We start from the raw sequence: 25,209 nt of genomic DNA, 5'->3' as shown, positions 1-25,209 counted from the left end.
AACTTAAAGGGAATGACCAGATGCTAAAAACAATCGCAGAGCTAGTCGCCGAAACACGAGGCTCAATCAATTGCATCAATGCTAAAGATGCCGCGGTAAAGTGCACTGAGATGCAGGGAGTATTGATCGATGTGCGTGAGCCTGCAGAATCTGCCCAGCAAGCCGTTAAGGGAGCCTTGCTCATTCCACGGGGAATAGTAGAGATGAAGATGATGACACAGTATCCCGATGCAGAACAGGCAATCTTCACCCATTGTGCATCGGGCGTCAGAGCCTGTTTGGCCGCTGAGCAACTGGTTAGATTGGGTTATAACAATGTCTGGGCCATCACCTGTAAATTAGATGCCGTTTGTGCGGCAAATAGTTAACCTGAAAGCCATGGTATTAAGTAACGTCTTCATACACACTCCAATGGATGTCGAATATGTAGGCTAAAGCTAATTCAATGAGAATAACTTTTTTAGGAAAATCTAACGGAAATAGAAGCGACGAGTTGCGAGCTCAAGACAGAGCAAAGAAAGTAGCGAGCTCGAAACTCGGCGCTTATAACTCGTAACTCGAGCCTAAAACGCCTGACAGAAGATGACAAAAGAGGAGATGATAGCCACAAACCAGCTCAGGGAGCGTAGCGTTCCTTTATCGATAAGATATAGAACTTGATAAGCGATACGAGCAATAACATGCACTATCGCAAAGGTCACAGCGGTGTCGTTAACACTGTCGGTTGCAATCACAGTCACTACCGCGAGTCCAAAAAGAATAAGTGATTCAAACGCATTTTGATGACCAGCAACAGCCCGGGCACCGAAGCCCGTTAACTTTGCTTGTTGCTCTCTAGGATGCGCATTATCGTATCCACCAGCTTTAGCCATTGCTACCGCAACTGGGCCTTTGGCAAGATAGGGCAGTAACATGGCGATAAACAAACAAATAAGTAACGTGGTCATAGGGTAAAAGATCCTTTTAGTTAAAAACAGTTGCAAGTTAAAGAACATAGCAAGTTTCGAGCTAAAGACACAGCGAAGAAAGTAGCGAGTGGCGAGTCAAAGTTGTATCCCAGCTCTTATCTTTTAGCTCGTAACTCGAAACCCTTAGCTCCTCAGCTAACGCTTACCTAGCCTTATCCAGTGCTTCGCAAAGCGCATTAACCCCTAATAGTGCCCTAGGCGCAGCTCTATGTAAAAGATCGGCATCTAACTGATAGATATGTTGGTTCTTTACCGCGGGGATCTCCTGCCACTCACTCCAATCAATGCCTAACACATTACCCTTATCTTGACTCTGCAATATCACCTCCGGCATCTTCAAAAGCACTGCTTCCAAACTCACTTGGGGATAATCACTGGCAGCGTCGAAATAGACATTATCCCCATGACAGACTTGGATGATCTGTTGGATCCAACTATTCTTAGAGACTGTCATCAAGGGCGTAGACCAAAGCTGATAGAACACCTTCACTTCAGGTTTAGCTAGATTACGCTTACGCAGTTCAGTCAGATCAGCAAGGTATCTATCGGCAATCTTGTTGGCCTTATCTTCATGGCCCGTTAGCTCACCCAATACCCTTAGCTCAGACGCTACCGCCTCTAAGCTCTTCGGATCGCTGTTAAACACCTTAAAACCTAACTCTTTGATCCTTTCTATATCTTCCGCTTTATTGCCGCTGCCCCACACCAATACAAGGTCGGGATTGAGCTCAATGATGCGTTCTATTTGAACGCCGTGATAACCACCAATTCGGGGAATATCCAACGCCGCAGCAGGAAAATCAGCATGATCTGTGGTCGCCAAAATTGTCTCACCCGCCCCGATGGCATATAGCATCTCCACCGCATGAGGCGATAAGGCAATAACCCGTTTTGCTGGCGCAGCAACCGCCGTCATCGTCACACAGACTGATAGAGAACAAATAATGGCCAGCAGCCCTTTCACACTATGTTGCATCAATAACCCTTCTTATTTTAACTATCTTGTTCTACTAGAGTGTTCGCAAGCTCACTGCTAGGACGCTTCGCGGCTAGAGCGGACTTCGTCCTGCTATACAATCAAAAGCCCAAAAGCAGCAGGTTCTAGGTTCTAGGTTCTGCAGACAATAACGCCACTGTCATGAGCGAGAAAAAATGTAATTTCAAGCTGATCGGGATGAGGGCTAAGCCGTCGACCCAAGCCTTAAATAAAGAGCCAGCCCATGAGCATATGCACTTTTCACCCAAAAGCCGCTGAAGGCTCATGTGATGGGGTGAACTCTTTATCACAGCAAGCCGGTCAGACAATACCGCCACGGTGGTGAGCACGAAGAAAGCAAATGGCGTCATGAAGAAGCGAAGTCCAAGGCGCCCCGCAGCGAACAACGACGACATACCTTTAGGTAGGCGAGTTGTGAGCGAGGACGCAACGCAGTCATTCGCTTCTGCAATAGCCATTTTTCAGTAGTCGAAGCCGGGTTGGGCTTTTATGCCTGCATCGAAGGCATGCTTGATCGACTGCACTTCACTCACCGTATCCGCGAGATCTATAATTGCCCTGTGACACGCTCTTCCCGTCACTATGACATGCTGCATTTTCGGCCTATTCTTAAGTGCTGCTATGACTCGTTCAACATCTAGGTAGTGGTAACTCACCATGTAGGTCAATTCGTCGAGCATGACACAATCTATGCTCTCATCTTTGAGTAAAGTTTCAGCCACTTGCCAGGCACTTTCCGCAGCTTGAGTATCTTTGTCTCTGTCTTGGGTTTCCCAAGTAAAACCTGTGCCCATCACATGAAAATCTACGCCTGCGCCCTCAAGCAAGGTACGCTCACCACAATCCCAATTCCCTTTAATAAATTGCACTACTGCAGTCTTTTGACCATGACCAACGGCGCGGGCTATGGTGCCGAAACCTGAGGTTGACTTGCCTTTGCCATTACCAGTCAACACCAGCAGAATTCCTTTCTCCTCTTGGGCGGCAGCAATTTTTGCATCGACCGTCTCTTTGACTCTCTGCTGCCTCTCTTTATGACGCTCAGCCTTGCGCGCTTCCAGTGTCATCTCTGCTTTATCCTTAGCACCCAAGTTGTCATTATTATCAGCCATGGTATTTCCGTAAATTAATTAATAGTGTCGAGTTAAATCAAAGCGAAGAAAGTAGCGAGTCAAAGCTGGATCCTGAGATAAACCCAGGATGACGGCCACAATAGAAAATCTTCAGTTCTATTTACAATTCGCAACCCGTAACTCGCAGCCCGTAACTCGAGACTCGAGACTAAGATCCTCTTAAAATTTCTTCAATCTTCTCTATATCTAAATCTTGCGCTAATTGATCGGCAAATCGGTTTAGTTGCTCCTCTCGGATGGCATCGATATCCACCACTTCAGCATGGTTCAATCCTGCCCATTTGAGGATAAGCGTGCAAGCCTGAGGAGCGTCAAATAACCCGTGCAGATAAGTACCAAATATCTGACCATCATCTGAGAGCATGCCGTCGCTGAACGCTTCATCTTCAGCCATCAGTCTCATGGGTTGATTTTGACTATTTAACTGCGCATTTAGGATGCGTGACTCCCCACAATGAATCTCATACCCTTTGACCTCTGCTAGCTCACCGAGTAGAGAGAGTTGACCACTAACCTGTCTTAATACCTTGTCAGGCTTAAATTCAGTCATTAATGGCAAATAGCCTAACCCCTCGCTATCACCCGCTTGACCTTCTACGCCGTAGGGATCGTCGATAAGTAAACCCAACATCTGAAAACCGCCACAAACCCCTACCACCTTACCACCATATCTAAGATGCCTAGCTAAGCCAATATCCCAGCCTTGCTCTCGCATAAATGCCAAATCAGCACGTACGTTTTTACTGCCGGGGAGGATAATAAGATCCGCTTGTGGAAGCTCAGCGTTGTTCGATTGCGATAAGGTCTGCATCGAGACATAGTTAAACTCTATCTGAGGATGTAATCGCAACGGATCGAAATCCGTATGGTTACTGATGCGTGGAAAAACCAACACCAACACGTTAAGCTTGCTGGCTTGCGCCTTAATAGGAGAAGCGATCAAGGCGTCTTCGGCATCAAGATGCAGATCGTGCAGGTAGGGTAACACCCCAAGCACTGGCTTATTTGTGTAGGCTTCAAGCCAATCTAAGCCCGATTGCAACAATGCGATATCACCACGAAAGCGGTTGATCACAAAACCTTTCACTCTCGCTTGCTCAGATTCAGAAAGCAAAGCTAACGTGCCGACTAGATGGGCAAAAACGCCGCCTTTATCGATATCAGCTATGATAATCACAGGACAATCCACCGTTTCAGCAAAACCCATATTGGCAATATCACCTTCACGTAGATTTATCTCTGCTGGGCTGCCCGCGCCTTCCACAAAGAGGGTTTCATATTGAGCCGATAAACGGTTAAAGGAGTCGAGCACCGCCGACATAGCCTTGACTCTATAGCCCTGTTTATCTTTAACCCGCTCGCCATACAGACCAAAAAAGGTCTTAGCTTCCATTTGATCTAATGCTTTACCCTGCACAATCACTTGCGCGCCAGTATCTGAACTGGGTTTAAGCAAGATAGGGTTAAAATCTGTGTGTAGAGGCAAGCCACAAGCAACCGCCTGCAGCGCTTGCGCCCGACCAATCTCACCACCGTCTGCGGTCACGGCGGAGTTGAGCGCCATATTCTGCGGTTTAAAGGGAGCAACCTTGACGCCACGACGAGCAAACAGCCGACATAGGCCCGCCACTAAGGTGCTCTTACCTGCATCGGATGTGGTGCCTTGCACCATAAGCACTTGAGCAGGCTTGTTAACTTGTCCCTTTAGGTTAGACTGATTGTTCTGTTTCATTCTTGTCTCGTTTTGCACTCTTCTTAGCCTTTAATCCTCATGGGGATCCCCGCCGTAACCAAGACAACAGCATCGGCAACACCAGCGATATCCTGATGAAGCCAACCCGCCTCATCGACAAAACGACGGCTCAGCTCACCCAGAGGCACGATGCCACAGCCCACCTCGTTACTCACTAGATAGATCTCCCCAGGCAAGGTCGGCAGTGCTTGCAATAAGCTATGTTTCGCGGCTTTCCAACGCTCATCAGCCTCACTTTGGGGTTCAAGTAGCAGATGATTGGTCAACCACAGTGTTAAACAATCGATCACTATCACCCTATCATCTCTGGCAATATCTCTGAGTGTATCGACTAAGGTAAACGGGGTCTCAAAGGTCAGCCATTGGATGGAGTCTTGCGCTCTATCAACTTGATGCCTAGCGATCCTGTCACCCATCTCATCATCAAGTGCTTGGGCTGTCGCCAGATAAACACATTCATAACCTTGAGCTGACAGCTCGAGGGCAGCTTGGGTCGCAAAACGGGTCTTACCGCTTCTCGCCCCCCCTAATATCAAATGGATCAAAGTAAACAACCTAATAAAATAAGATAACAGCTTAACTCTGAGACCTGCTGGGAAGCCCCCAGTGTATCCCCTGTATACCCGCCAATCTGACGGTGGAAGAAATGGATAATCAACCAACGTAGCAGCACAAGTCCCACAGCAATAGGAAGCGCTGTACTCAAACCACTAAACCAAAGCACTGCGACACCGGTTACCAGCGAGATCAACAACTCATTCAACGTTTGATTCTGAGCCAAAGGTTTACTCTTGCTGGTGTCATCATCGCGAACATAGGTTTGCGAGAAGATAATACTCGCTGCGAGCACTCGACTAAGACAATGACCGACGATGAGCGCTATCACGACCATGTCAGGATTATAAAGCGCCAACTCACTCAGTAAGACAAACTTAAGCAGTAGAGATGTCACTAGGGCTAACGCCCCATAGGTGCCAATGGTTGAATCTTTCATGATCTTAAGTTTATCGGCTACGCTCCAGCCACCACCTAACCCATCAGCCGTATCGGCTAGGCCATCTTCATGAAAGCCTCCTGTCACTAGAATGCTGGTGATCATGGCAAAAATAATACTGACCGAGGCCGGCAGAAACTGATGACAAGTCCAAAAAACCAGTGCACTTATCCCCCCAACTAAGAGTCCAATCAAACCAAAATAACGATTCGCTTGGTTGAGGTTATCTGCGTCAACCTTGACCCAAGTCGGCATGGGGATACGAGTAAAGAACCCCATTGCGATTAAAAACAGATTGAGCTGCTTTTGCCAAAGCTGCATGTAAAAATCCTTAAAAAAAATCGAATAAGGCTAAGACGGGGAGAGCCGATAAAAGCCGGATAAAGTAAAGACGAACGCTCTTCAACCTGTCGAAAAAGCTTTAGCCTTCCAATCTTTTTCAACTCTTTCGTCCTAGCCTGTATCGTCTTTCCCTGTAGGTCGGTATTTATGCCGACAAATCCTTTATGTAAAACCTAGGTTGATGGGCTAAAGCCCAACCTACAGAAGAACAAATAGGCTGTTCCAGCTCAGCTTTTACTGTCTTAGTTTGAACCGTCTTGGCTTTGACCGTAAGCGAAGCGTTCTGTAGTGACGCTGTCACGTTCGCTAGGCCGCAGGCCGTTCGTCTTAGCTTGTTGCGGCTGTTAAATCTCTATTCCCGCATCATTAAAGCTGGCCATCTCATTATAAAATGCCGCGGCGGCTTGGATCAGCGGCAGCGAGAGTGCAGCTCCAGTACCTTCACCGAGTCTCATATCGAGCTTTAGCAGTGGACGAGCATGCAGGTGCTCCATCATCAGACAGTGCCCACGTTCATCGGATTGATGGCCAAAAATCATATAGTCGCGCACATTGGGATTTATCTTAACCGCAACAAGGGCTGCAGCTGTCGCAATAAAGCCGTCGATGACCACTAACATCTTTCTTTCAGCGGCGGCTAACATGGCCCCCGTCATCTGCACAATTTCAAAGCCACCAAGGCAAGCCAAAATGTTATAAGGGTCGGTCAATTCAGGCTCATGACGACGCAGCGCTTGTTCCACCAACATCTGTTTACGCTGTAACGTCTCCGTGTCGACTCCCGTACCCCGTCCGACACAATCGATACTCTCCATCTCCATGATGGTGGCCATGATGGCAGCAGCTGAGGAGGTATTGCCTATGCCCATCTCTCCCAATGCAATCAGGTTACAACCTTGCTGATGGTGATGTTCAACACGCGCTCTAACCATCTCAAAACCTTGCTTCACCTCTTCTAAGCTCATTGCAGCTTGCAGATGAATAGCCGCAGTACCTGCACCTAATCGCTGCTTGATAATACCCTCGACGCCTTCGAGTGGCTGCAAAATCCCACAATCAATCACTTCAAGTTCAAAGCCTACCTGACGACAAAACACATTGATGGCAGCGCCGCCATTAATAAAGTTCATCACCATCTGAGCGGTGACTTCACTCGGTGCTATTGATACCCCAAAAGCAGCAATACCATGATCAGCAGCAAAAATCAGCAACTTAGGGTTTACTATTTGAGGCTTATCTTTTCCTAATACACGAGCTATCTGTTTAGCTAAATTTTCAAGTTCACCAAGTGCGCCCAACGGTTTAGTTTTATTATCTATTTTATTCTGGATCTCATCGTCAAACTCACGACTGACTTGCGCAATATCAAACCCAACAGCGAACATAGTTAATACCTTAAATTGAATGGTTTTAGTTCTATACCCAAACCACTTCAAGATGCAGGACTCAGCATGTCGAGAAGTGACAGAGTTCAAGGCATGAAAATAGTAGGACTAGTTATTCTAATTCAATATTTCATAACACAGAAAAATGTTGCTTCTCGCCATGCCCTTCGGGAGTTCCCGTAGAATCCCTGCACTGCGTTAGTGATATCGACAAGGGAATGACCATTATTCTCAATCACTGCCTTGTTCAGCTATCCTACGGGGTCTCTGAAACGAGCATCTTGAGGTAGCTTGGGTATACTGTTAATTTCATTTGTACCTAGCTTACAACCAGTAAGTCATAAGTTGTAGCCATAGACTGAACCAAGAAAGCATGAAAGTGCTGAGGTCGCAAGCCTTCTCCCCTATATTTACCTTAAAAATCGTGACAAATTATTGCCAGAGTTCTATTTTTTTCGTCCTAAAATGGCTAAGAAAAAGATGCTACCTATAACGGCTGTAATTATCCCAACCGGCAACTCCTGATGACTCAAAAGACTGCGAGCCAGCACATCGATCCAGACCATAAATAATCCACCAAATAGCGCCGTGGTCAGTAACGAAAAAGACCCCGGAAACAACATCCTGACGATATGGGGGATCATTAAACCAACGAAGCCTATCCCGCCACAGTTAGCCACCAAGATGGCGGTGATTAACGAGCAAAGCAGTAACATCTGCAAACGCAGACGCCCAACATTTACCCCTAAGGTATGCGCCGTTTCATCTCCGGCTCGCATGGCCATTATCTGACGCTTAAATAACAGTATGATGACAGTTGCACCACTGACCACGATGGCAGGTAAAATCAAGCCTTGCCAACTGGCTTTAGCAAAACTGCCTAGACTCCAAAACAGCACAGAAGCGGCGGCTTGTGGACTCGAAAAATAGAGCATCAAACTGGTTAATGCGCCAAACATGAATGAGATAGCCACGCCAGATAGCAGCATGCGCTCAATCTGACTGCTCATGGTTCGACCGCATAAGCTCAACACCATAAGGACTGATAACCCAGCCCCAATAAAGGCGCCCAGTGGCAGACTCAACCACTCAAGTGTTTCAAACTGCTCAGTACCTGCAAACAGGCTTAAACCAGAGAGAAGCCCTGAGCCACCAAACAAGGTCAGTACCATCACGGCGCCAAACGAAGCCCCAGATGAGATCCCAAACAGATAAGGATCAGCCAAAGGATTTCGGGTGACGGTTTGCAACACGCTGCCGGCAATAGACAGACCCGCTCCAGCAATAAAAGCCAACAATACTCTCGGGAACCTAAGTTCGATAATGATCCGCTCGGCAATCGCTGAAACCTCACCAACATCTAATGTACTATGCAGTAACACATCCACCACATCGGAAAATGACAAACTAGCGGCACCAAAGCTGGCGGCAGATATCAAAGAGATAACACTGAGCACAAGCAGAGAACTAATCACCCAAGCATGACTTACATTAGGCTTAATGTTCATTATCATGCTCTGCTTGTTTATCAACGCCACTGTTATAGCCATAGAAATAACTGATCTGTGGGTTCCCATGTTGAGGGTGCGACTCAATCTTGCAACACACGCCAAACACCTCTCCAATTCGTTGCTCAGTTAATACCTCAATTGGTGTGCCATGGGAGATGGCTTTTCCGCTGTCCAGTAGCAATAGTTGATCGCACAAGGCGCTGGCAAGATTGAGATCATGAATCGAGGTGATAACCGAAATTTTAAGGCTGCGAAGCAACTCTAAGATCTGGATCTGGTAGCGGATATCAAGATGATTAGTCGGTTCATCAAGAATAAGCAGCTGAGGTCGCTGCACTATAGCTCTGGCGATCAGCGCACGTTGCTTCTCACCGCCAGAGAGATGCTCATAGGCCTGCTTCGCCTTATGGCTCAAACCAACCTTGGCCAACGCGTCACTGATAATCTCTGTGTCACTCGCACTTGTTACCCCAAAAGGTCCCTTGTGCGGTGTTAACCCAATGGCCACAAGCTGTGCAGTGGTCAGGTCAAAATGGTGCGGAGTATCTTGCAGCACCACGGCAACTTGCTTAGCAAACTCCTTAGCCGACAAAATTGAAATATCTTCACCAAACAGAGTAATACACCCTGAACTTGGCTTAATGTATCGATACAAACAACGCAGCAAGCTAGACTTCCCAGCGCCATTGGGGCCAATAATACCTAGCATCTCTCCCTTAGTTAAACAGAAGTGGATATCAGATAAAATCTCACGCTGTTCTGCCTGCCAAGTTAAGCCTTCAACCTGTAGAACCTTGGTTTTAGAGGGAGGAAATTCAGGCATGTTGCTCTGTCCCGCCATGGATCACATCGATGGCAGTATTTATTTGGGACAGCATGAAAATCAAGACAGTAAGTATCCCGCAAGCTTTCACATTAATGGGGATAAGGTAACCCTGAGCTTTCGCACAGTGAAAAAATGTCATCTGAAACGCCTCCTCAAGTTACCCGCTTGAGTTCATTAGCGACAAAATTAGGCAGGTATCCTGACTCATGATTAAAGAAGGTCGCAGAACTTAGCTCTTAGAACCTAGAACCTCGGTCCTCACTGCTTCTTTAAAACACTCACAGTTGCGGGTACAGTTTGGGCTACTCTCCTTTAATGGTTAGCATTAAAGATCCCCAATTCCCTTTTAAGATTGAGTTCGCCATAAAACGCTGCTTTATATTATTCAGCACTTGCTAGCTCTCAACACCTAACTTTGCGGATCTGTTGCTCTGTACGACCAAATATAGATAGCAGAGTAATAACCGATCCTAAGTGGCACTATTATGCCGTTTTTAATACTCTAGGCAAACTGTAGCAGTTGAATTATCAGCTTTTATCTAAAAAAATACCAAGGACAAAATATTTCTAGTCCCAATGCAGCTTAGTGAAATGCTCCCCTTGGGCTGAGGTGTAAACAGTAATTTTAACAATCGATGCATAAGCGAGTGCAAGCTGAGTATAAAATCCCACAACGCCAGTAACACCTAATGCTCTGGACATCAGATGACGGATCACGCCACCATGGGTAACAAGTAACAGCGTTTGGCCACTATATTGACTCAAAATACTATCCCAACTCTGGTTCACTCTGGCCTCAAATGCTTGCATCGACTCACCATTGGGTGGAGTGAAAGCCCATGGGTTCTTCCAATACATCTCAATCATATCTGCACTGGTTTGATATAAGCTATCTAAGGTTTCGCCATCCCAGTCGCCAAAATCAATCTCTTTGAGACCATCCTCCATCTTTAACGGGATCCCTTTCTCAAGATAAAGTGACAGGGCAAACTCACTGCAACGGCGCAATGGTGAACAGATCACCTGTTCAAACACTATCTCGATCTCAAGATCGAGACCAGAGTTAAGATCAGAATTAAGCTCAGAGTTGAGGTCAGAGTTGAGCTGCCCAATAGCACGCTTCATCTGTACTTTGCCGGTGTCACTTAAGGCCACATCGGTTTGACCTCGCAGTATTTGACCGCCTTCACATTCACCGTGACGCATCAAATACAAAGTTGTGGTTTTACCATTGCTCCAATCCTGAGTCTCACTGTTTATCATGTTAACCCCTTATTGCTTCAATTTTCACTAACCAGCGAGTATCTGACCGTCATCAATGACATTCACCGTGACGCATCAAATACAAAGTTGTGGTTTTACCATTGCTCCAATCCTGAGTCTCACTGTTTAGCATGTTAACCCCTTATTGCTTCAATTTTCACTAACCAGCGAGTATCTGACCGTCATCAATGACATTCACCGTGACGCATCAAATATCGCTTATCTAACTCATAGTACTTGCTTCACATCGCCTTTAACGATATCACTCTTTAAGGTCAACTCAGCTTATTTATAAGGTATAAACAAGGGCACTCGACACTCACGGACGTCTAGTTTACTATGGACGTCTATACGTATAAACATCCAAAATATTTTTTTAACCAAGTGTTGATGAAAATAGTTAAAATCATCAGATAAACAGTTGAAACTACGTAACTATAATAATAGACACATGCTTGAGCCTGAGCAATTAAGTCGTTAAAACAGGTAGAATTTATGACCACTGGCATCCTAAACAGCAAAGCATTTAACCTAAAAGGTCAACAGCTCGAACTCCAGCTGACCAAGCAACTGAGCGAAGGGATCCTTATTCTTGACGGTGCCATGGGCACCATGATCCAAGATCGTAAGTTTGAAGAGGAAGACTTTCGCGGCGAGCGTTTTAAAGACTGGCCAAGCGATGTCAAAGGTAACAACGACCTATTAGTGCTCACACAGCCTGACGCCATCAAACGCATTCATAAAGACTACCTGCTTGCTGGTGCCGATATTATCGAGACCAACACCTTCAACGCCACGCGTATCGCCATGGCCGATTACGACATGCAAGCCTTGTCGGCCGAAATAAACTTCGAAGGCGCACGTTTAGCACGCACTGCCTGTGATGAAGTCGAAGCTGAAACTGGCCGAGTTTGTTATGTCGCTGGTGTACTCGGCCCGACCAACCGTACTTGTTCAATCAGCCCAGATGTTAATGACCCAGGTTACCGTAACGTTAGCTTCGATGAACTGGTCGAAGCCTATATCGAGTCGATTAATGCCCTTATCGAAGGCGGCGCCGATCTTCTCATGGTGGAAACCATCTTCGATACCTTGAATGCCAAGGCTGCGTTATTTGCTATCGAAACCGTCTATGAGCAACTTGATGGCCGCTTGCCAATCATGATCTCAGGCACCATCACCGACGCCTCAGGTCGCACCCTGACCGGTCAAACCACCGAAGCGTTTTACAACTCGCTGCGCCACGTTAAACCCCTGTCTATCGGTCTTAACTGTGCTCTGGGTCCAAAAGAACTTCGCCCATATATCGAAGAGCTGTCGAAAATTTCTGAATGTTTTGTCTCTGCCCATCCCAATGCGGGACTGCCAAACGAGTTTGGTGGCTATGATGAAACACCGAAGCAGATGGCCGATATTATTGGTGAGTGGGCTCAGGAAGGCTTCCTCAATATTATCGGTGGCTGTTGTGGTACCACGCCAGCGCATATCCGCGCTATCCGCAAAGCCGTGATCCAGCACCAAGCCCGTGTGCTACCCGATATTCCGGTGGCTTGTCGCTTGTCAGGTCTTGAGCCGCTTACCATAGATAAGAATTCGCTATTTTTAAACGTGGGTGAACGCACCAACGTCACCGGCTCAGCAAAGTTCCTTAGGCTAATCAAAACCGGCGCCTATGAAGAAGCACTGAGTGTCGCCCGTGAGCAAGTTGAGAGTGGTGCCCAAGTCATCGACATCAACATGGATGAAGGCATGCTCGATGGCGCAGAGATGATGCATAAATTCCTCAACCTTATCGCATCAGAGCCTGATATCTCCCGGGTACCGATTATGATCGACTCCTCGAAATGGGAAGTGATCGAAGCGGGACTTAAGTGTATTCAAGGCAAAGGTATCGTTAACTCCATCTCCCTTAAAGAGGGCGAAGAGAAGTTTATCCAGCAAGCCAAACTCGTTAAACGCTATGGCGCTGCGGCGATTATCATGGCGTTCGATGAGCAAGGCCAAGCCGACACTAAAGCACGTAAAATTGAAATTTGTACCCGCGCTTATCGCGTGTTGGTCGACAAAGTGGGCTTCCCGCCAGAAGACATTATTTTCGATCCCAATATTTTTGCCATCGCCACCGGTATCGAAGAGCACGACAACTACGCCGTCGACTTTATCGAAGCGACTGCCGAGATTAAACGCACCCTGCCCCACGCCATGATCTCCGGCGGCGTATCGAATGTGTCGTTCTCGTTCCGTGGTAACAACCCAGTACGAGAAGCGATCCACGCCGTGTTCCTCTACCACGCGATTCAAGCGGGCATGGACATGGGTATCGTCAACGCCGGACAGCTGGCGATTTATGATGATATCGACCCTGAGTTAAAGGAGCGAGTCGAAGCCATAGTGCAGAACTTGCCCTGTACCGCTGTTGATAAAAACGGTGAGCCAACGAATAACACAGAACTGCTATTAGAGGTCGCAGAGAAGTTTCGCGGTGACGGCAGTCAAACAGTGAAAAAAGAAGATTTAGAGTGGCGCAGCTGGCCAGTCAGTCAACGCTTGTCCCACGCCTTGGTTAAAGGCATTACCGACTTTATTGACCAAGATACTGAAGAAGCCCGCGCAGCCGCGACACGACCACTGGATGTGATTGAAGGTGCCTTGATGGACGGCATGAACGTGGTCGGCGATCTATTTGGCTCCGGTAAAATGTTCCTGCCACAGGTGGTTAAATCTGCCCGCGTAATGAAAAAAGCCGTGGCGTATCTCAACCCTTATATCGAACTCGAAAAGACCCCTGGTCAGTCGAACGGTAAGATCTTAATGGTCACGGTAAAAGGGGATGTCCACGATATCGGCAAGAACATTGTCGGCGTGGTACTGGCCTGTAACGGCTATGAAGTGATTGATTTAGGCGTGATGGTGCCGGTTGAGAAGATTATCGAAGTCGCCGTGGCAGAGAACGTCGACATCATCGGCATGTCAGGGCTTATCACCCCAAGTCTCGATGAGATGGTGCATAACGTCAAGGCCTTCCATAAAGCAGGCCTGACCATTCCATCCATTATCGGCGGCGCGACCTGTTCAAAAATCCATACCGCAGTGAAGATAGCGCCCCATGCACCAACCGGCGCCATCTACATTGCCGACGCCTCACGCGCCGTGCCTATGGTGTCTAAGTTGATTAACAACGAGACGCGTCAGGCGACGATTGATGCCGCCTATCAAGAGTATGATGTGATGCGTGAAAAGCGTTTGTCACAGGCAAAACGCAAAGTGATCACCTCCATTGAAGCGGCGCGTGAAAATCGCTGTCAGCACGATTGGGAAAATTACACCCCGTTTGTGCCAAACGTGCTGGGCCGTCAGGTGTTTGATGACTACCCGCTAGAAGACTTAGTTGAACGGATCGATTGGACACCGTTTTTCCGCAGCTGGGAGCTACACGGGCACTTCCCACAAATCTTAACCGATGAAGTCGTCGGTGAAGAGGCCACTAAGCTGTTTGCCGATGGCAAAGCCATGCTGAAGAAGATCATCGATGAAAAATGGCTCACCGCCAAAGCGGTTATCGGCCTGTTCCCAGCTAACACTGTGGGACATGACGACATCGAACTCTACTCTTGCGATGGGACGGATGAGACCCGCGACAAGCCGATAATGACTCTCCATCACCTGCGCATGCAGATAGAGCGTGTCGGTAACGACAACTTCTGCCTAGCCGATTTTGTTGCGCCAAAAGACTCTGGCGTCGCCGATTACATGGGCGGCTTTGCGGTCACCACAGGCCATGGCATCGACGAACATGTGGCACGTTTTGAGGCCGATCACGATGACTACAGCACCATCATGCTCAAGTGCCTCGCCGACCGATTGGCCGAAGCCTTCGCCGAGCGTATGCATGAACGGGTCCGTAAAGAGTTCTGGGGGTATGCGTCTGATGAGGTACTCGATAACGAGTCTCTGATCCGTGAAAAATATAAAGGCATACGTCCAGCACCGGGTTACCCGGCCTGTCCTGATCACACCGAAAAAGGACTGTTGTGGGATCTACTAAAACCCGATGAGACTATTGGCCTTAATATCACTGAAAGCTACGCCATGTACCCAACCGCAGCCGTTTCAGGCTGGTATTTTGCCCATCCTAAATCACGTTACTTTGGCGTGACCAATATTGGCCGCGATCAGGTCGAGGATTATGCGATGAGGAAAGGAATGAGTATTGAGGATACAGAACGTTGGCTTACACCAGTTTTGGACTATGATCCAGAGTAATCATAGGGGGTACTCTTTGTAGTTTTTCCAAACTTCGTTTGGATTAAGGTCGCAGGATTCCATCCTGCACTGGGCAAGGAGGACTGCTGTCTGATGTGAATGGATTCACCGAATGCAGCGATAACATGGATGTTAAATAGCTGCCTATCCGCCTTGACTCTCTGTAAACCAAAGTACCATGACGCCCCGGCGAAATCCTTCTGAAAAGCAATGGATTTCCAACGGGGAGTTATTGTCGCTTTAGGCGGCGTTTGGAATCAATTAAAGTTATGGCTGTCCTATCTTTTGTAGAGAGCTATGGCAAGCCTATCTTTTCTGCTTCTAGTAAGTTTAGGGGGATGGATGAATTGCTTGGCTAGATGCTTTACCTTTGCACCATTTCCCGTTTTGATGTTTCTCTTTAAATTTACACATTGCATCCCAACGACCGCTAATCCCACTGTATTGACGACGGAACTCTTGAGTTGAAGTTAACCAAGCATCAGATGAAATACCAAGTTCACAAAGTAGTTTAGGACGACTTGAATCAATAAAGCCTTTCTTATCATGCCTAATCGCTCTGCCTGTCCAATCAATGAGTTGTAGGTAATCAGAAAAGTGAAACGGAATACCAGATTGTGTTGTCTGGTGAGTTGCACCATCAAATTCAGCAAGGGGTTTTAATGGCATTACAGTGATGGATTCTGCTTTATCATCTGCTGTTGTTATAGATTTTGCTTGAGTAGCTCGCACCACGCTGAACTCTATATTTAGCTCGCCAATACGCTCTTGAATCGAAGTGAAATCAGAAGTTTGCAGCGAGTCGGCAATACCCGCTCTGATAGGGTTTAAATCCACATACATCATACATGCAAGGACTGCTTGTTCATCGAGCAGAGCTTGTGACTTGAAACGTCCCTCCCAGAAAGCACCTTTACACTCATCTTCACGATTAGCTTTTCGTGCAACCTCCTCATTGAGACAGCGCATAAACCAACTAATACTAGATAAACGCTCCTGCCATTCGGCAATAAGTCCATCCAGTAGTATCTGCTCCCCCTCAATAAGCCCTTCACCTTTCATGTATTTAGTAGCCACTTCATTACCGTGGAATAACTGCTGCCAGCGACTAATCACATCTCGATGACTTAAGGCATTAGCTTCATTCAAGTCAATCTTGAGCACTAAATGATAGTGATTGCTCATCACCGCATAAGCACATATATCAATACAAAATATGGTAGAAAGCGCTTTGATTTTATCGACAATCCAACCACGTCTGTGCTCGAAACTCTTTCCCGTCAGTTTATCTTCACCGCAGAGATAAGCCCTTCTCACACAACGATTAATCAAATGATAAAACGGAGTTGTTTCTGCATCAATTAAGATCCGGCGAGCTGAAGTCATAGAAGCTATCTCATATAAAGCTAAGTCAAAATAACTTAAAGCCTAGTAAGAGATAGCTCAAAAGACAAAAGATATGGCTGTCCTGTCTTTTTTGTACATGTTTTCGGGAAAAAAATATAGCGTTCTGTATACAAGATGTCGAACACTATTTTAACTTTTACCTTACATATTAAACGCTTAAAGTAAGCTTGAATCAGTTCGTTGCTTTGGGTTTGAAGCCATAAATGGTATTAGGTTCTTTGAAACGGGTTTAAGCAAAGTCATTAATCGCAGTATCAAGCCAGAAACCAGAGTTTAACCCTCCACCTTTTCACTCGTAACTCGCAACACAGCCTCTATCAGGGCGAAGCCCGCCCTTCTCAGCTACAAACATCAAGATAAAAGCGATTCACCACGGAGAACTCGGAGGGCCACGGAGAAGTGCAACTACCTAAAGCCTTTACTCTTGAATTTATAGCAGCCCGCCCTGCATTGCTTAAAATCAAAAAAATGGATCCCGGAACAAGCCCGGGATGACGGCGATGGCAAATGCTCTGCTCTGCTTGGCTTTTACTGTAAGCGAAGCGTTCCGTTAACCGTGAGCGCAGCGTTCCGTACTCAAGTAAGTCGCCCGCGACGTTAGTCTCAGCTTTTTCTAGCAGTGAGCTTGCGAACGACCTCGCAGGCACGAAGTGCCGCCCTAGCAGGGCAACGCCCTTCTCTCGTAACTCGAAGCAAAGCGTCCTAGCAGGTTAAAGGCTTTGCTTTGATAATTCGTACAAGGAAATGGTGGATGATCCAAATCGCTAACGAGGTGCAGATGACTGCGACGACAATGGAGCTGAAGCGATAACAGATAGAAAAGAATGCATCTTGCTGTTCGGGAATAAACGATGTGGTCAGTGGTACCGTTAACGCTGACATGGCTGAGAAGCCTATACCTGCTTTGATATTTCCTAACGCTAACCAGCGGCAAAAAATCCACGCGGCAATTGCGTAAGCGAGCAAGAACAGTAACGCATTATTAGACCAAGTATATAGGGTCAGTTGGATCAACATGCCCGCAAAGCACCCGAGAAATGTGCCGATGATGCGGATTTTTGCTACCGCTAATGATCCAATCAACGTCATCGGCGTTAGTACGATAAATATCGATGCTTGCGCTGACAACGAGTCATTTAAATCTGCAACTTGAAACAGAATGAATGCCGCCATTGCAATCAACCAGCCTAATAATGCCTGACGCACCATGCCGAGGTGATCTTTGCGCTGATTATCGACATGTGAGCGGCTTTTTGTTGCAGCGGGTTCTGCTGTGAGAGCCGATGGCGAGCTTATTTTGGGTTCCGGAAATAGATAAAGTGCTAAGGCAACAATGGGCGCGGTGACCAATGTTGATGCAATCAGCCCCATCACAAACTCTTCAATATCGAAGCCATTGAAACTGGCGAAATTAAGTAAAATAGAGCCAATTAAGAGTCCGATATAACCGAACAAATAAGTGCTTTTATGGGTCATCGCGACACATTTAAACATCAGCATTAAGCCCACTGCTAAGGTCATAAGCAGAGGGTAAGGCTGTAAAAATCCCACGATTAGCGTTACTTGAATACACACCCACGCCACAGCAATGATCAGTTGCATGATAATGCCGCTATTCCAGCGATCAATTTGAGTCAGTACGAACATTGGTAACAATGCGGCAAAGAGCCCGTACCACCAGCCAAAAACCAGCGTCACGGCTAAGCCAGCCACACAGCCAAACCATATACGCTGGGTTTTTCTTAACGTCGCTACATTCAAAAGAGAGATTCCTTGGCGTTAGATAAGGTTAATAGATATAGCTAATAGATATAGTGCAGTAAACTCACCAAGTTAATTTGAGCTTTACCTAACCATGCCCATAGCCAATTATCTCTGGGATAGAGCACAACTGTCGCGCGCGAACCGATAAACAGCTGCTGAGGTAACGCAGTATCACTGACTAAATTAACCCGCACTCGCTGCGCATCACGCACCCAGCGGTTGTTCGTTTCTATGTTGGTCAATTTACCGTTTGGGCTTTGCTGCGCTGCCGCCACACCAAAATCACGGCTCTGTATTTCCAAGCCATAAACCTGGCCAGGAAAAGCATCGAAAGCCACCAATGCCGTGGTTTCCTCATCTAGTAGTGCCACCGCTTTTTCACGAAAATCGGCCACTATCCATAGTGAACCTGTTGGAATGAAAGTCATCAAGGGCTGGTTAACACTGGCCGTGCTGCCGACTTCTAATTGCAGGTTAGTGATCACCCCATCACTTGGTGCGATTATTTGCGTGTGTGACAGGTTGAGTTCCGCTTGCTGTAAGCTGTTTTCAGCGGCGCGTACCATGCTGCTCTGCCCCGGTGTAGTGCCTAACTGCACGCGAAGTGCTCGTAGCTCTTGCTCTACGGCATGCAGGTTAGATAGCGATACATTGTTATTAGCCAGTGAGCTATCAAGCTGCGAGGCTGAAACCAGTTTTTTACCGGCGAGTTGCCTAATGCGTTGATATTCGCTGCTGGCATTATCGTATGCTGCCTGACTTGTCGCCACCTTAGCTTCACCCGCTTCAGCTTTGGCATATAAAGCGGTTTCTTGCTCGTGGGCTTGCTCTAGCGCCACGTTAGCCTTATTGACTGCCAGTTGGTATTTGCGCTTATCGATCGTAAAAAAGCTATTCCCTTTCTTCACCTGCTGATTATTGTCAATCAACACCTCGGTGACCGTACCACTGATTTCAGGGGCTATCTGAATCACATACCCTTGTACTCGGCTCTCAGTCGTTAGCGGAGCATGACGATCGGCTACCACAATGTAGCCAATAAGAAGGATAAAAAGAAGAATGAGACTTTGCATCCAACGGCGAAAAGCATGTTCAGCGGTTTGCATTAAACGGTCCACGGAGATCTGAAAGGGACGTTATTATAGAAACAGTTGATTAGATTATATAGAATATAAAATAACACCTTTACAACCTATAGGTAGGACAATGAAGCAAAGTATGGATGATCTATACCTGTTTGTACTCACAGTTCGACATGGTGGGATCAGCGCTGCGGCGAAACACTACTCCCTACAGCGTTCTAAGGTGAGTCGGCGCTTACAAGAGCTTGAAAAAGCCTTAGGTTGTCAGCTATTAATACGCACAACACGCAAAATTGAATTAACCGAAAATGGTCGTTTGCTCTATGAGCAAATTAATCAGCCCCTCAGTAGCGTTTCTCAGGCGGCGAACTTACTGACAAATCAACATCACTCATTGCAAGGCACATTACGCATCGCCGTTCCTGCTGCTCTTATCACATCCAATCTGTTTACCTCGCTGTTGGAAGATTATCTAGAGCGCTTTCCCGATGTATTACTCGATGTAGTTAACAGTCAGGAGAGTCTGGATTTAAGACGTGAAAATATCGATATGCAGCTTTTACCTAAAGGGGTAAAAGTGACCAATGAGGATTATGTCCAACAGACCTTATTGCGGTTTCCCAGCTGCTTAGTTGCCTCTGCCGATTACCTAAATAGTCACACTCAGATCACTGAGCTATCTCACCTCCATGAGCATCCTATTATGGTGAGCCGATACAACATGACTGCGCTACCAGACGATTTGAAGATCAGGCTCTGCTCTGATGATTTAGGATTAATACGGCACATGGCAGTCTCAGGTAAAGGCGTGGCCTTGTTACCCGTATCTTTACTCCAAGGTGCATTTGAATCCGGTGAATTGGCCGCGGTTCTGCCTAAGGAAAGATTTACGGATATCAAATTGACCTTAATCTATCCATCACGTGAGTTTTTACCTGAGAAAACCCGAGCCTTAATACAGCTATTACGCTCAAGATTTACTGAATCGAATATCAAGCTTTCGGTTTAACTGGCTTTAGGTTAATCATGAGTAACGAGTAACTGTTGATAGCCATCCCAGTGTTCTTTCCTCAGTTAAATCAGCCAAAGCGTAGCGCTCAGTGATGGGAATAATCTTTGCTTCTTCTCTTATGCTGCAAGCTATTCACCACAGAGAACACGGAGGGCCACGGAGAAGAGCAACAACCAAAGCCTATCTCATGATCTTATCGCAGCGAAGCTGCCCTAGCAGTGAGCTTGCGAACGACCTCGAAGCAAAGCGTCCTAGCAGGGCGAAGCCCGTCCTTCATTGCTTAAGCCCGGGATGACAGCAATGGCAAATGCTCAGTGTTGCTTTAACTGTAAGCGTAGTGTTCCTGTAGCTGCAGGCTATTCCGTGAGCAGCGCGTTCCGTACTCAAGTGAGTCGCCCTCGCAGGCACAAGGTGCCATCCTTCTCAGCTTTAATCACCAAGACAAAGCTATCCACCACAGAGAACCACGAATACGTTCAGCAACAGCAGCCTTTTCTTTATTGCATTTAAATTTATTTACAACAATAAGTTAAGAGTGATAATTTATCTCACACAGCAAGCTATTCATGATTCTACTGGGATGAAGTTTCAGCAATATTTCATGCTGAAGATGTATTCAACAGGAGCAATACCAATGAAACCATTTAAAAAAATAGAAACTGAAAACCTCGGATTAGTGCTCACTATTTCACGTTTATTTTTCATATTAGGAGCGGTCGGAGCAATACTGATAACAGTAATGTTGGGATCAACAATGGCTAGCTTAGGCTTTATGAGTAGTCTTAGCCTAGGAGCGGTTTACATACAATTCATTCCATATTGTTTTGCGTTAATCGTGACGGCTTGTCTACTTGCTGTATTAATTTCAGCTGAAGAGTCTTATAGAAAACATACCCTCAAGCCAGTACAAGAAAGCTAAAGCTGATACAAGACAGTGACTTATGAAAGCTCAACAAAAAGCCCCAATCATGAGAATTATCGTGATTGGGGCTTTTTGAATCGAAAGTCTATAAATGACTTTTGATTGCTAGTTAAGCTTTTTTAGCAAGATGTGCTGCAATCGCATCCATTAGATCGGGTGATAAGCAATCATATGGCTCTAAACCTAGCTCCAGTAAACGTTCACGGATAGCGGGCATATTTTCAGGACTAGTGCCCGTTTCAATAATTGATGAAACAAATGCAGCAAATTCTGCTGGCGCCCAACCTGATTGCTTACTTAGCTCAGTATGAACAAAATCTAAACCAAAGAATGGATGGGCTTCATTATGGATGCGACCATACATGTGTACGCCACAATCTTTACAGGCATAACGATTAATGGCAGCTTCTGCATCAACCACAACTAACTTGTCTTCATTTGCGGTTATCTTAACGTTATCACGTCCAATAACAGCAACTTGAGAGAATACTGCGCCTTGAGGCTTCCAGCACTTTGAGCAACCGCATACATGGTTATGTGCAGTTTGACTGCTCAATCTCACCATAACAGGCTCTTTTTTACAGTGGCAAACCAGTGCACCACCTGTAAAGCCTGATAATGCAGGGATAATATTATTATCAACAGATGGGTGAATTAACACCTTGGTATTACTTTTTCTCAGAAAAAGATTTAATATTTTAGAAATCATAATCAATACAAATAGAGTAATTAACAACTTAAATCGTTGAGCTATTAGTCTCAAAATTTTAATTTAGAGACCCTAATGATTGCTTAATTAAGTGAGTCACTCATTAAACATGATTATCGTCAACGGGCTTGGTTTAGGATGCAAGTATATGCAACTGCGGTGAAATGATAAGACTGCTTTAAGGTAAAAGATTATTACTGAGCAGCAATAATCACATTGATTAGGCACTTATTCCATCTAAACATTACCAATTAAAATATGAAAAAGCCCTGATATAACCACTATCAAACAACTGTAGTTCACCACACAGGGCTATGGAAAAGCAGCCGCTTCAAACGTATTTACAAAATACCATCACAACACACTTGTAATTCGATAACACATTCATGATAATAAATACAAATAATTATCATTTGCATTTATAGCGAGTCAGTTGAATGGTCTTCCTCGGCGTATCGCTTTTATGGATAGCTTGCTTGCTTAGCTACCTATCTTCCAATAAGCAAAAGCTTACACACATAAGCATCACGAAAACATCTGCTTGGTTACTGTTTTCAGTATGTCTATTACTGGCTACCTATTGCTTTACCTATCGCTACGGATTGGTGGTTGCGGTACTGAATAGTGTATTGCTCGTTATGGTGATGTGGTTACTGTTGGTCATTTTCGCGTCCCATATTAATCACAAACTAACACTAACTGGGGTCCTAGGAATTAGCTTTTTTTCAAGCGTGATGTTATTGGGAATGAGCTAGTTATGTGGCCTAAATCAATAACTGCATTTTTCGGTGGGCTTGGACTGTCTGTCAGCATGATGCTGAGTCTGTATCTGTTAATCCCACTCGCTATTGATGTAAAGCTATTAATCGGATTAATTGCTGGCTTCATTATCTGGGTTGGAGCAATGCTTTATTATTTTAGCTTTAACAGCGCAAAAACCAGTGGCATAGCTTGTATTAAGTTACTGCTGATCTCTGTTGCGGTTAACACTTTTCTATTTCTGACGAAGTAACCAAATGAAGACTCAAATTGCAAATGCTCAAACATCCAATCCCTTCCCCCAGCCTAATAAAGTGATTAAGAATTTAACCGAGTCACATAGTTGGATAGGGGTGATTATATCACCCCTGTTGTTTGTCATTTTTTGGGCGGGTGCGGTCACCCTGTTTTATGAAGAAGTGAAGCAATGGGCGCTGGCCCCGCAATTTCCAGTTGCAATACAACAGCAAGCGATGCCACTGCAGCAGATAGTCGAAGCTAAGCTAGCGCAGCATCCCTTTGACTACCAAGAGCATATGATGGTGCAGATGCCATCACACAATGACCCCTATTACAAAGTGTATCTTGACCTTGTTCGCGAAGAGGGTAAAGAGGATGAACATGGTGAAGTTATTTCGCTGCTGGTTGACAGCAAGTCGGGTAAAACCCTAGCCAATAAAGAGGATTTCTTCTTAGCTGATTTTCTGTATCAGTTGCACTACAACCTGAATTTACCCGCTGGTACTTATATTGTTGGCATTATCAGTCTGTTCTTCTTCTTCGCGCTGGTATCAGGTGTTTTCATACATGCCAAAAAACTGTTCCGTCACTTTTTCCAGTATCGAACCGATAGGAATCGCCGAGATAAACTGCTTGATCTGCATAATGTGGTTGGGGTGATGACGCTGCCATTTACCTTAATGTATGCCTTAAGTGGCTTGGTATTTAATTTAGCCATTGTCTACCAAATAGCCTTTGTGGTTTTTATCTATCAAGGTGACCAAGATGCCCTGTTTAATGATGCTGGATTTACCCTGTTTGATGAAGCCAGAATTGAGCAGCCGCTTGATATGACGCCAGCTTACCAAATCATTGAAGAAGCGAGAACAAGAGATGATTTTGCAGTCAGCGATGTCATTTTTTATAACTACGGTGATGATGCTGCCATCATCCAAATTAGAGGCAACAACTTAGCCTACTTTTCACAAAATGATGAGTTCTTTTATCGAGTCAAAACCAGTGAGCTACTAAGCAAAACAGACATCAATAACTACAACGTATTTCGTAAGGGACGTGAGATTATTGCCACCCTACATTTTGGTAATTTTGCAGGGGTTGATGTCCGCATTCTTTACTTCATATTATCACTCGCGATTTGTGTGATGATCTTGGTGGGTAACATGCTGTGGCTTGATAAACGCAGCTTGCAGCAGAATGTATCGGCTCGCAGTATCCGTTTTGTAAGAGGCTTATCCGTGGGCGGTTGTGGTGGGGTAATCTTAGCCACTGCGGTGGCTTTCTTGTGTGAGCGGATCATACCTGCCTCTCTATCCGCCCGTGCAGATTTAATGGTGTACGCCTTTATCATCAGCTTAGTCGCGACCATGTTGCTGGCCTATAGAATCGAGAGTGTAAGGCGCTATATCGCGCAGGTGATTTTTGCCACTGTGGTGGTGCTAATACTCACCCTACTTGCAGACTGGTTAATGTTCAGTTCGCAGATCATACAGTTATGGCACGATGGTTTCAGAGCTGTAGTTGGTGTTGAAATAGCAATGGCTCTGTTTATCACTTTGGGGGTTTGGGTAATTAGCAAACTTGATGTGTTTAAGCAGCCTGACACTGAATCAGCCACTGCCAGCGTGTTGGCCGATAGTGAGCCGTTGTCGCTAAAAAGATAAGCAATCTCGCTCTATCGAAGAGCGAAATTGCACCTTGGAGCAATTAAGTCGGCGTATTGCTCGAAAGCGGCCTTGATACTGCCACTGTTATTGATATCGACTGGAATGGCGAGATATTGATTTGTGTCGTTACTGCTAAGTTCGTATATTAATGACAATCTGGACCACAATAATAAAACAAGAAAATCAGGAAATTTGTGCCGTCATTATAAACCCGC

The 25,209-nt window shown here is 45.8% G+C and carries 21 protein-coding genes and 1 riboswitch; of the genes, 6 read left to right on the top strand and 15 right to left on the bottom strand.

Features of this window, described 5'->3' with window-relative positions; all coding sequences use genetic code 11:
• Positions 1 to 20: 20 nt before the first annotated feature.
• Positions 21 to 368, top strand: coding sequence for a rhodanese-like domain-containing protein (locus HWQ47_RS04830; protein WP_269970051.1), 348 nt, complete (start codon positions 21 to 23; stop codon positions 366 to 368).
• 195 nt (positions 369 to 563) lie between these two features.
• Here the strand turns inward: HWQ47_RS04830 and HWQ47_RS04825 are convergent, their stop codons facing one another.
• The 11 genes from HWQ47_RS04825 to HWQ47_RS04775 all read right to left on the bottom strand — a co-directional run bounded on the left by HWQ47_RS04825 (position 564) and on the right by HWQ47_RS04775 (position 11,172).
• The gene (locus tag HWQ47_RS04825) at positions 564 to 947 is read right to left on the bottom strand and encodes an MAPEG family protein (RefSeq protein ID WP_269970050.1); all 384 of its coding nucleotides are present in this window, start codon (positions 945 to 947) and stop codon (positions 564 to 566) included.
• Positions 948 to 1,110: 163 nt separating this feature from the next.
• Entirely contained in the window at positions 1,111 to 1,884 is a 774-nt protein-coding gene (locus tag HWQ47_RS04820; protein WP_326515423.1) for a cobalamin-binding protein, read from the bottom strand.
• A 542-nt stretch (positions 1,885 to 2,426) separates the two neighbouring features.
• Positions 2,427 to 3,077, bottom strand: coding sequence for a cob(I)yrinic acid a,c-diamide adenosyltransferase (cobO, locus tag HWQ47_RS04815; protein ID WP_442802049.1), 651 nt, complete (start codon positions 3,075 to 3,077; stop codon positions 2,427 to 2,429).
• Between the two features lie 169 nt (positions 3,078 to 3,246).
• The gene (locus HWQ47_RS04810) at positions 3,247 to 4,830 is read right to left on the bottom strand and encodes a cobyric acid synthase (protein WP_269970048.1); all 1,584 of its coding nucleotides are present in this window, start codon (positions 4,828 to 4,830) and stop codon (positions 3,247 to 3,249) included.
• A 23-nt stretch (positions 4,831 to 4,853) separates the two neighbouring features.
• Complete coding sequence (gene cobU / locus HWQ47_RS04805; RefSeq protein ID WP_269970047.1) at positions 4,854 to 5,396, bottom strand: bifunctional adenosylcobinamide kinase/adenosylcobinamide-phosphate guanylyltransferase; 543 nt, start codon at positions 5,394 to 5,396, stop codon at positions 4,854 to 4,856.
• Positions 5,393 to 6,166 (bottom strand): adenosylcobinamide-GDP ribazoletransferase, encoded by a 774-nt coding sequence (locus tag HWQ47_RS04800; RefSeq protein ID WP_269970046.1) that lies wholly within the window; start codon positions 6,164 to 6,166, stop codon positions 5,393 to 5,395. Before HWQ47_RS04800 ends, cobU begins: the two co-directional genes overlap by 4 nt.
• A gap of 365 nt (positions 6,167 to 6,531) precedes the next feature.
• The gene (gene cobT / locus HWQ47_RS04795; RefSeq protein WP_269970045.1) at positions 6,532 to 7,572 is read right to left on the bottom strand and encodes a nicotinate-nucleotide--dimethylbenzimidazole phosphoribosyltransferase; all 1,041 of its coding nucleotides are present in this window, start codon (positions 7,570 to 7,572) and stop codon (positions 6,532 to 6,534) included.
• A 446-nt stretch (positions 7,573 to 8,018) separates the two neighbouring features.
• Positions 8,019 to 9,080 (bottom strand): FecCD family ABC transporter permease, encoded by a 1,062-nt coding sequence (locus HWQ47_RS04790; protein ID WP_269970044.1) that lies wholly within the window; start codon positions 9,078 to 9,080, stop codon positions 8,019 to 8,021.
• Entirely contained in the window at positions 9,070 to 9,906 is an 837-nt protein-coding gene (locus HWQ47_RS04785; protein ID WP_269970043.1) for an ABC transporter ATP-binding protein, read from the bottom strand. Before HWQ47_RS04785 ends, HWQ47_RS04790 begins: the two co-directional genes overlap by 11 nt.
• On the bottom strand, positions 9,899 to 10,048 hold the full coding sequence (locus HWQ47_RS04780; protein WP_269970042.1) for a hypothetical protein: 150 nt from the start codon (positions 10,046 to 10,048) through the stop codon (positions 9,899 to 9,901). Before HWQ47_RS04780 ends, HWQ47_RS04785 begins: the two co-directional genes overlap by 8 nt.
• A gap of 33 nt (positions 10,049 to 10,081) precedes the next feature.
• A riboswitch (cobalamin riboswitch) is annotated at positions 10,082 to 10,290 on the bottom strand.
• Between the two features lie 186 nt (positions 10,291 to 10,476).
• Entirely contained in the window at positions 10,477 to 11,172 is a 696-nt protein-coding gene (locus HWQ47_RS04775; RefSeq protein ID WP_269970041.1) for a histidine phosphatase family protein, read from the bottom strand.
• Between the two features lie 495 nt (positions 11,173 to 11,667).
• Here HWQ47_RS04775 and metH point away from each other — a divergent pair, with 495 nt between their 5' ends.
• A complete protein-coding gene (gene metH / locus HWQ47_RS04770) occupies positions 11,668 to 15,435 on the top strand; it encodes a methionine synthase (RefSeq protein WP_269970040.1) in 3,768 nt (1,255 codons plus the stop codon).
• Between the two features lie 330 nt (positions 15,436 to 15,765).
• Here the strand turns inward: metH and HWQ47_RS04765 are convergent, their stop codons facing one another.
• The 3 genes from HWQ47_RS04765 to HWQ47_RS04755 form a co-directional block, all read right to left on the bottom strand.
• Positions 15,766 to 16,821, bottom strand: coding sequence for a transposase (locus HWQ47_RS04765; RefSeq protein WP_269970039.1), 1,056 nt, complete (start codon positions 16,819 to 16,821; stop codon positions 15,766 to 15,768).
• Between the two features lie 723 nt (positions 16,822 to 17,544).
• On the bottom strand, positions 17,545 to 18,603 hold the full coding sequence (locus HWQ47_RS04760; RefSeq protein ID WP_269970038.1) for a DUF2955 domain-containing protein: 1,059 nt from the start codon (positions 18,601 to 18,603) through the stop codon (positions 17,545 to 17,547).
• A 41-nt stretch (positions 18,604 to 18,644) separates the two neighbouring features.
• Positions 18,645 to 19,712 (bottom strand): HlyD family secretion protein, encoded by a 1,068-nt coding sequence (locus HWQ47_RS04755; RefSeq protein WP_269970037.1) that lies wholly within the window; start codon positions 19,710 to 19,712, stop codon positions 18,645 to 18,647.
• 100 nt (positions 19,713 to 19,812) lie between these two features.
• Here HWQ47_RS04755 and HWQ47_RS04750 point away from each other — a divergent pair, with 100 nt between their 5' ends.
• Together HWQ47_RS04750 and HWQ47_RS04745 are read left to right on the top strand one after the other, a co-directional pair.
• Positions 19,813 to 20,697 carry a LysR family transcriptional regulator gene (locus HWQ47_RS04750; protein WP_269970036.1) on the top strand — a complete coding sequence of 295 codons (885 nt, stop codon included), beginning with the start codon at positions 19,813 to 19,815 and terminating at the stop codon, positions 20,695 to 20,697.
• 637 nt (positions 20,698 to 21,334) lie between these two features.
• The gene (locus HWQ47_RS04745) at positions 21,335 to 21,619 is read left to right on the top strand and encodes a hypothetical protein (RefSeq protein WP_269970035.1); all 285 of its coding nucleotides are present in this window, start codon (positions 21,335 to 21,337) and stop codon (positions 21,617 to 21,619) included.
• 112 nt (positions 21,620 to 21,731) lie between these two features.
• Here the strand turns inward: HWQ47_RS04745 and gfa are convergent, their stop codons facing one another.
• A complete protein-coding gene (gene gfa, locus HWQ47_RS04740) occupies positions 21,732 to 22,331 on the bottom strand; it encodes an S-(hydroxymethyl)glutathione synthase (protein ID WP_269970034.1) in 600 nt (199 codons plus the stop codon).
• Between the two features lie 757 nt (positions 22,332 to 23,088).
• Between gfa and HWQ47_RS04735 the strand changes: the two genes are divergently transcribed.
• Positions 23,089 to 23,343 carry a hypothetical protein gene (locus tag HWQ47_RS04735; protein ID WP_269970033.1) on the top strand — a complete coding sequence of 85 codons (255 nt, stop codon included), beginning with the start codon at positions 23,089 to 23,091 and terminating at the stop codon, positions 23,341 to 23,343.
• Positions 23,344 to 23,347: 4 nt separating this feature from the next.
• On the top strand, positions 23,348 to 24,991 hold the full coding sequence (locus HWQ47_RS04730) for a PepSY-associated TM helix domain-containing protein (RefSeq protein ID WP_269970032.1): 1,644 nt from the start codon (positions 23,348 to 23,350) through the stop codon (positions 24,989 to 24,991).
• Positions 24,992 to 25,209 lie beyond the last annotated feature (218 nt).

The organism is Shewanella sp. MTB7, from assembly GCF_027571385.1.
Lineage (GTDB): Bacteria > Pseudomonadota > Gammaproteobacteria > Enterobacterales > Shewanellaceae > Shewanella.
Note: the sequence above shows the minus strand (reverse complement) of the source record. Positions and strands in the feature narration are given on the sequence as shown.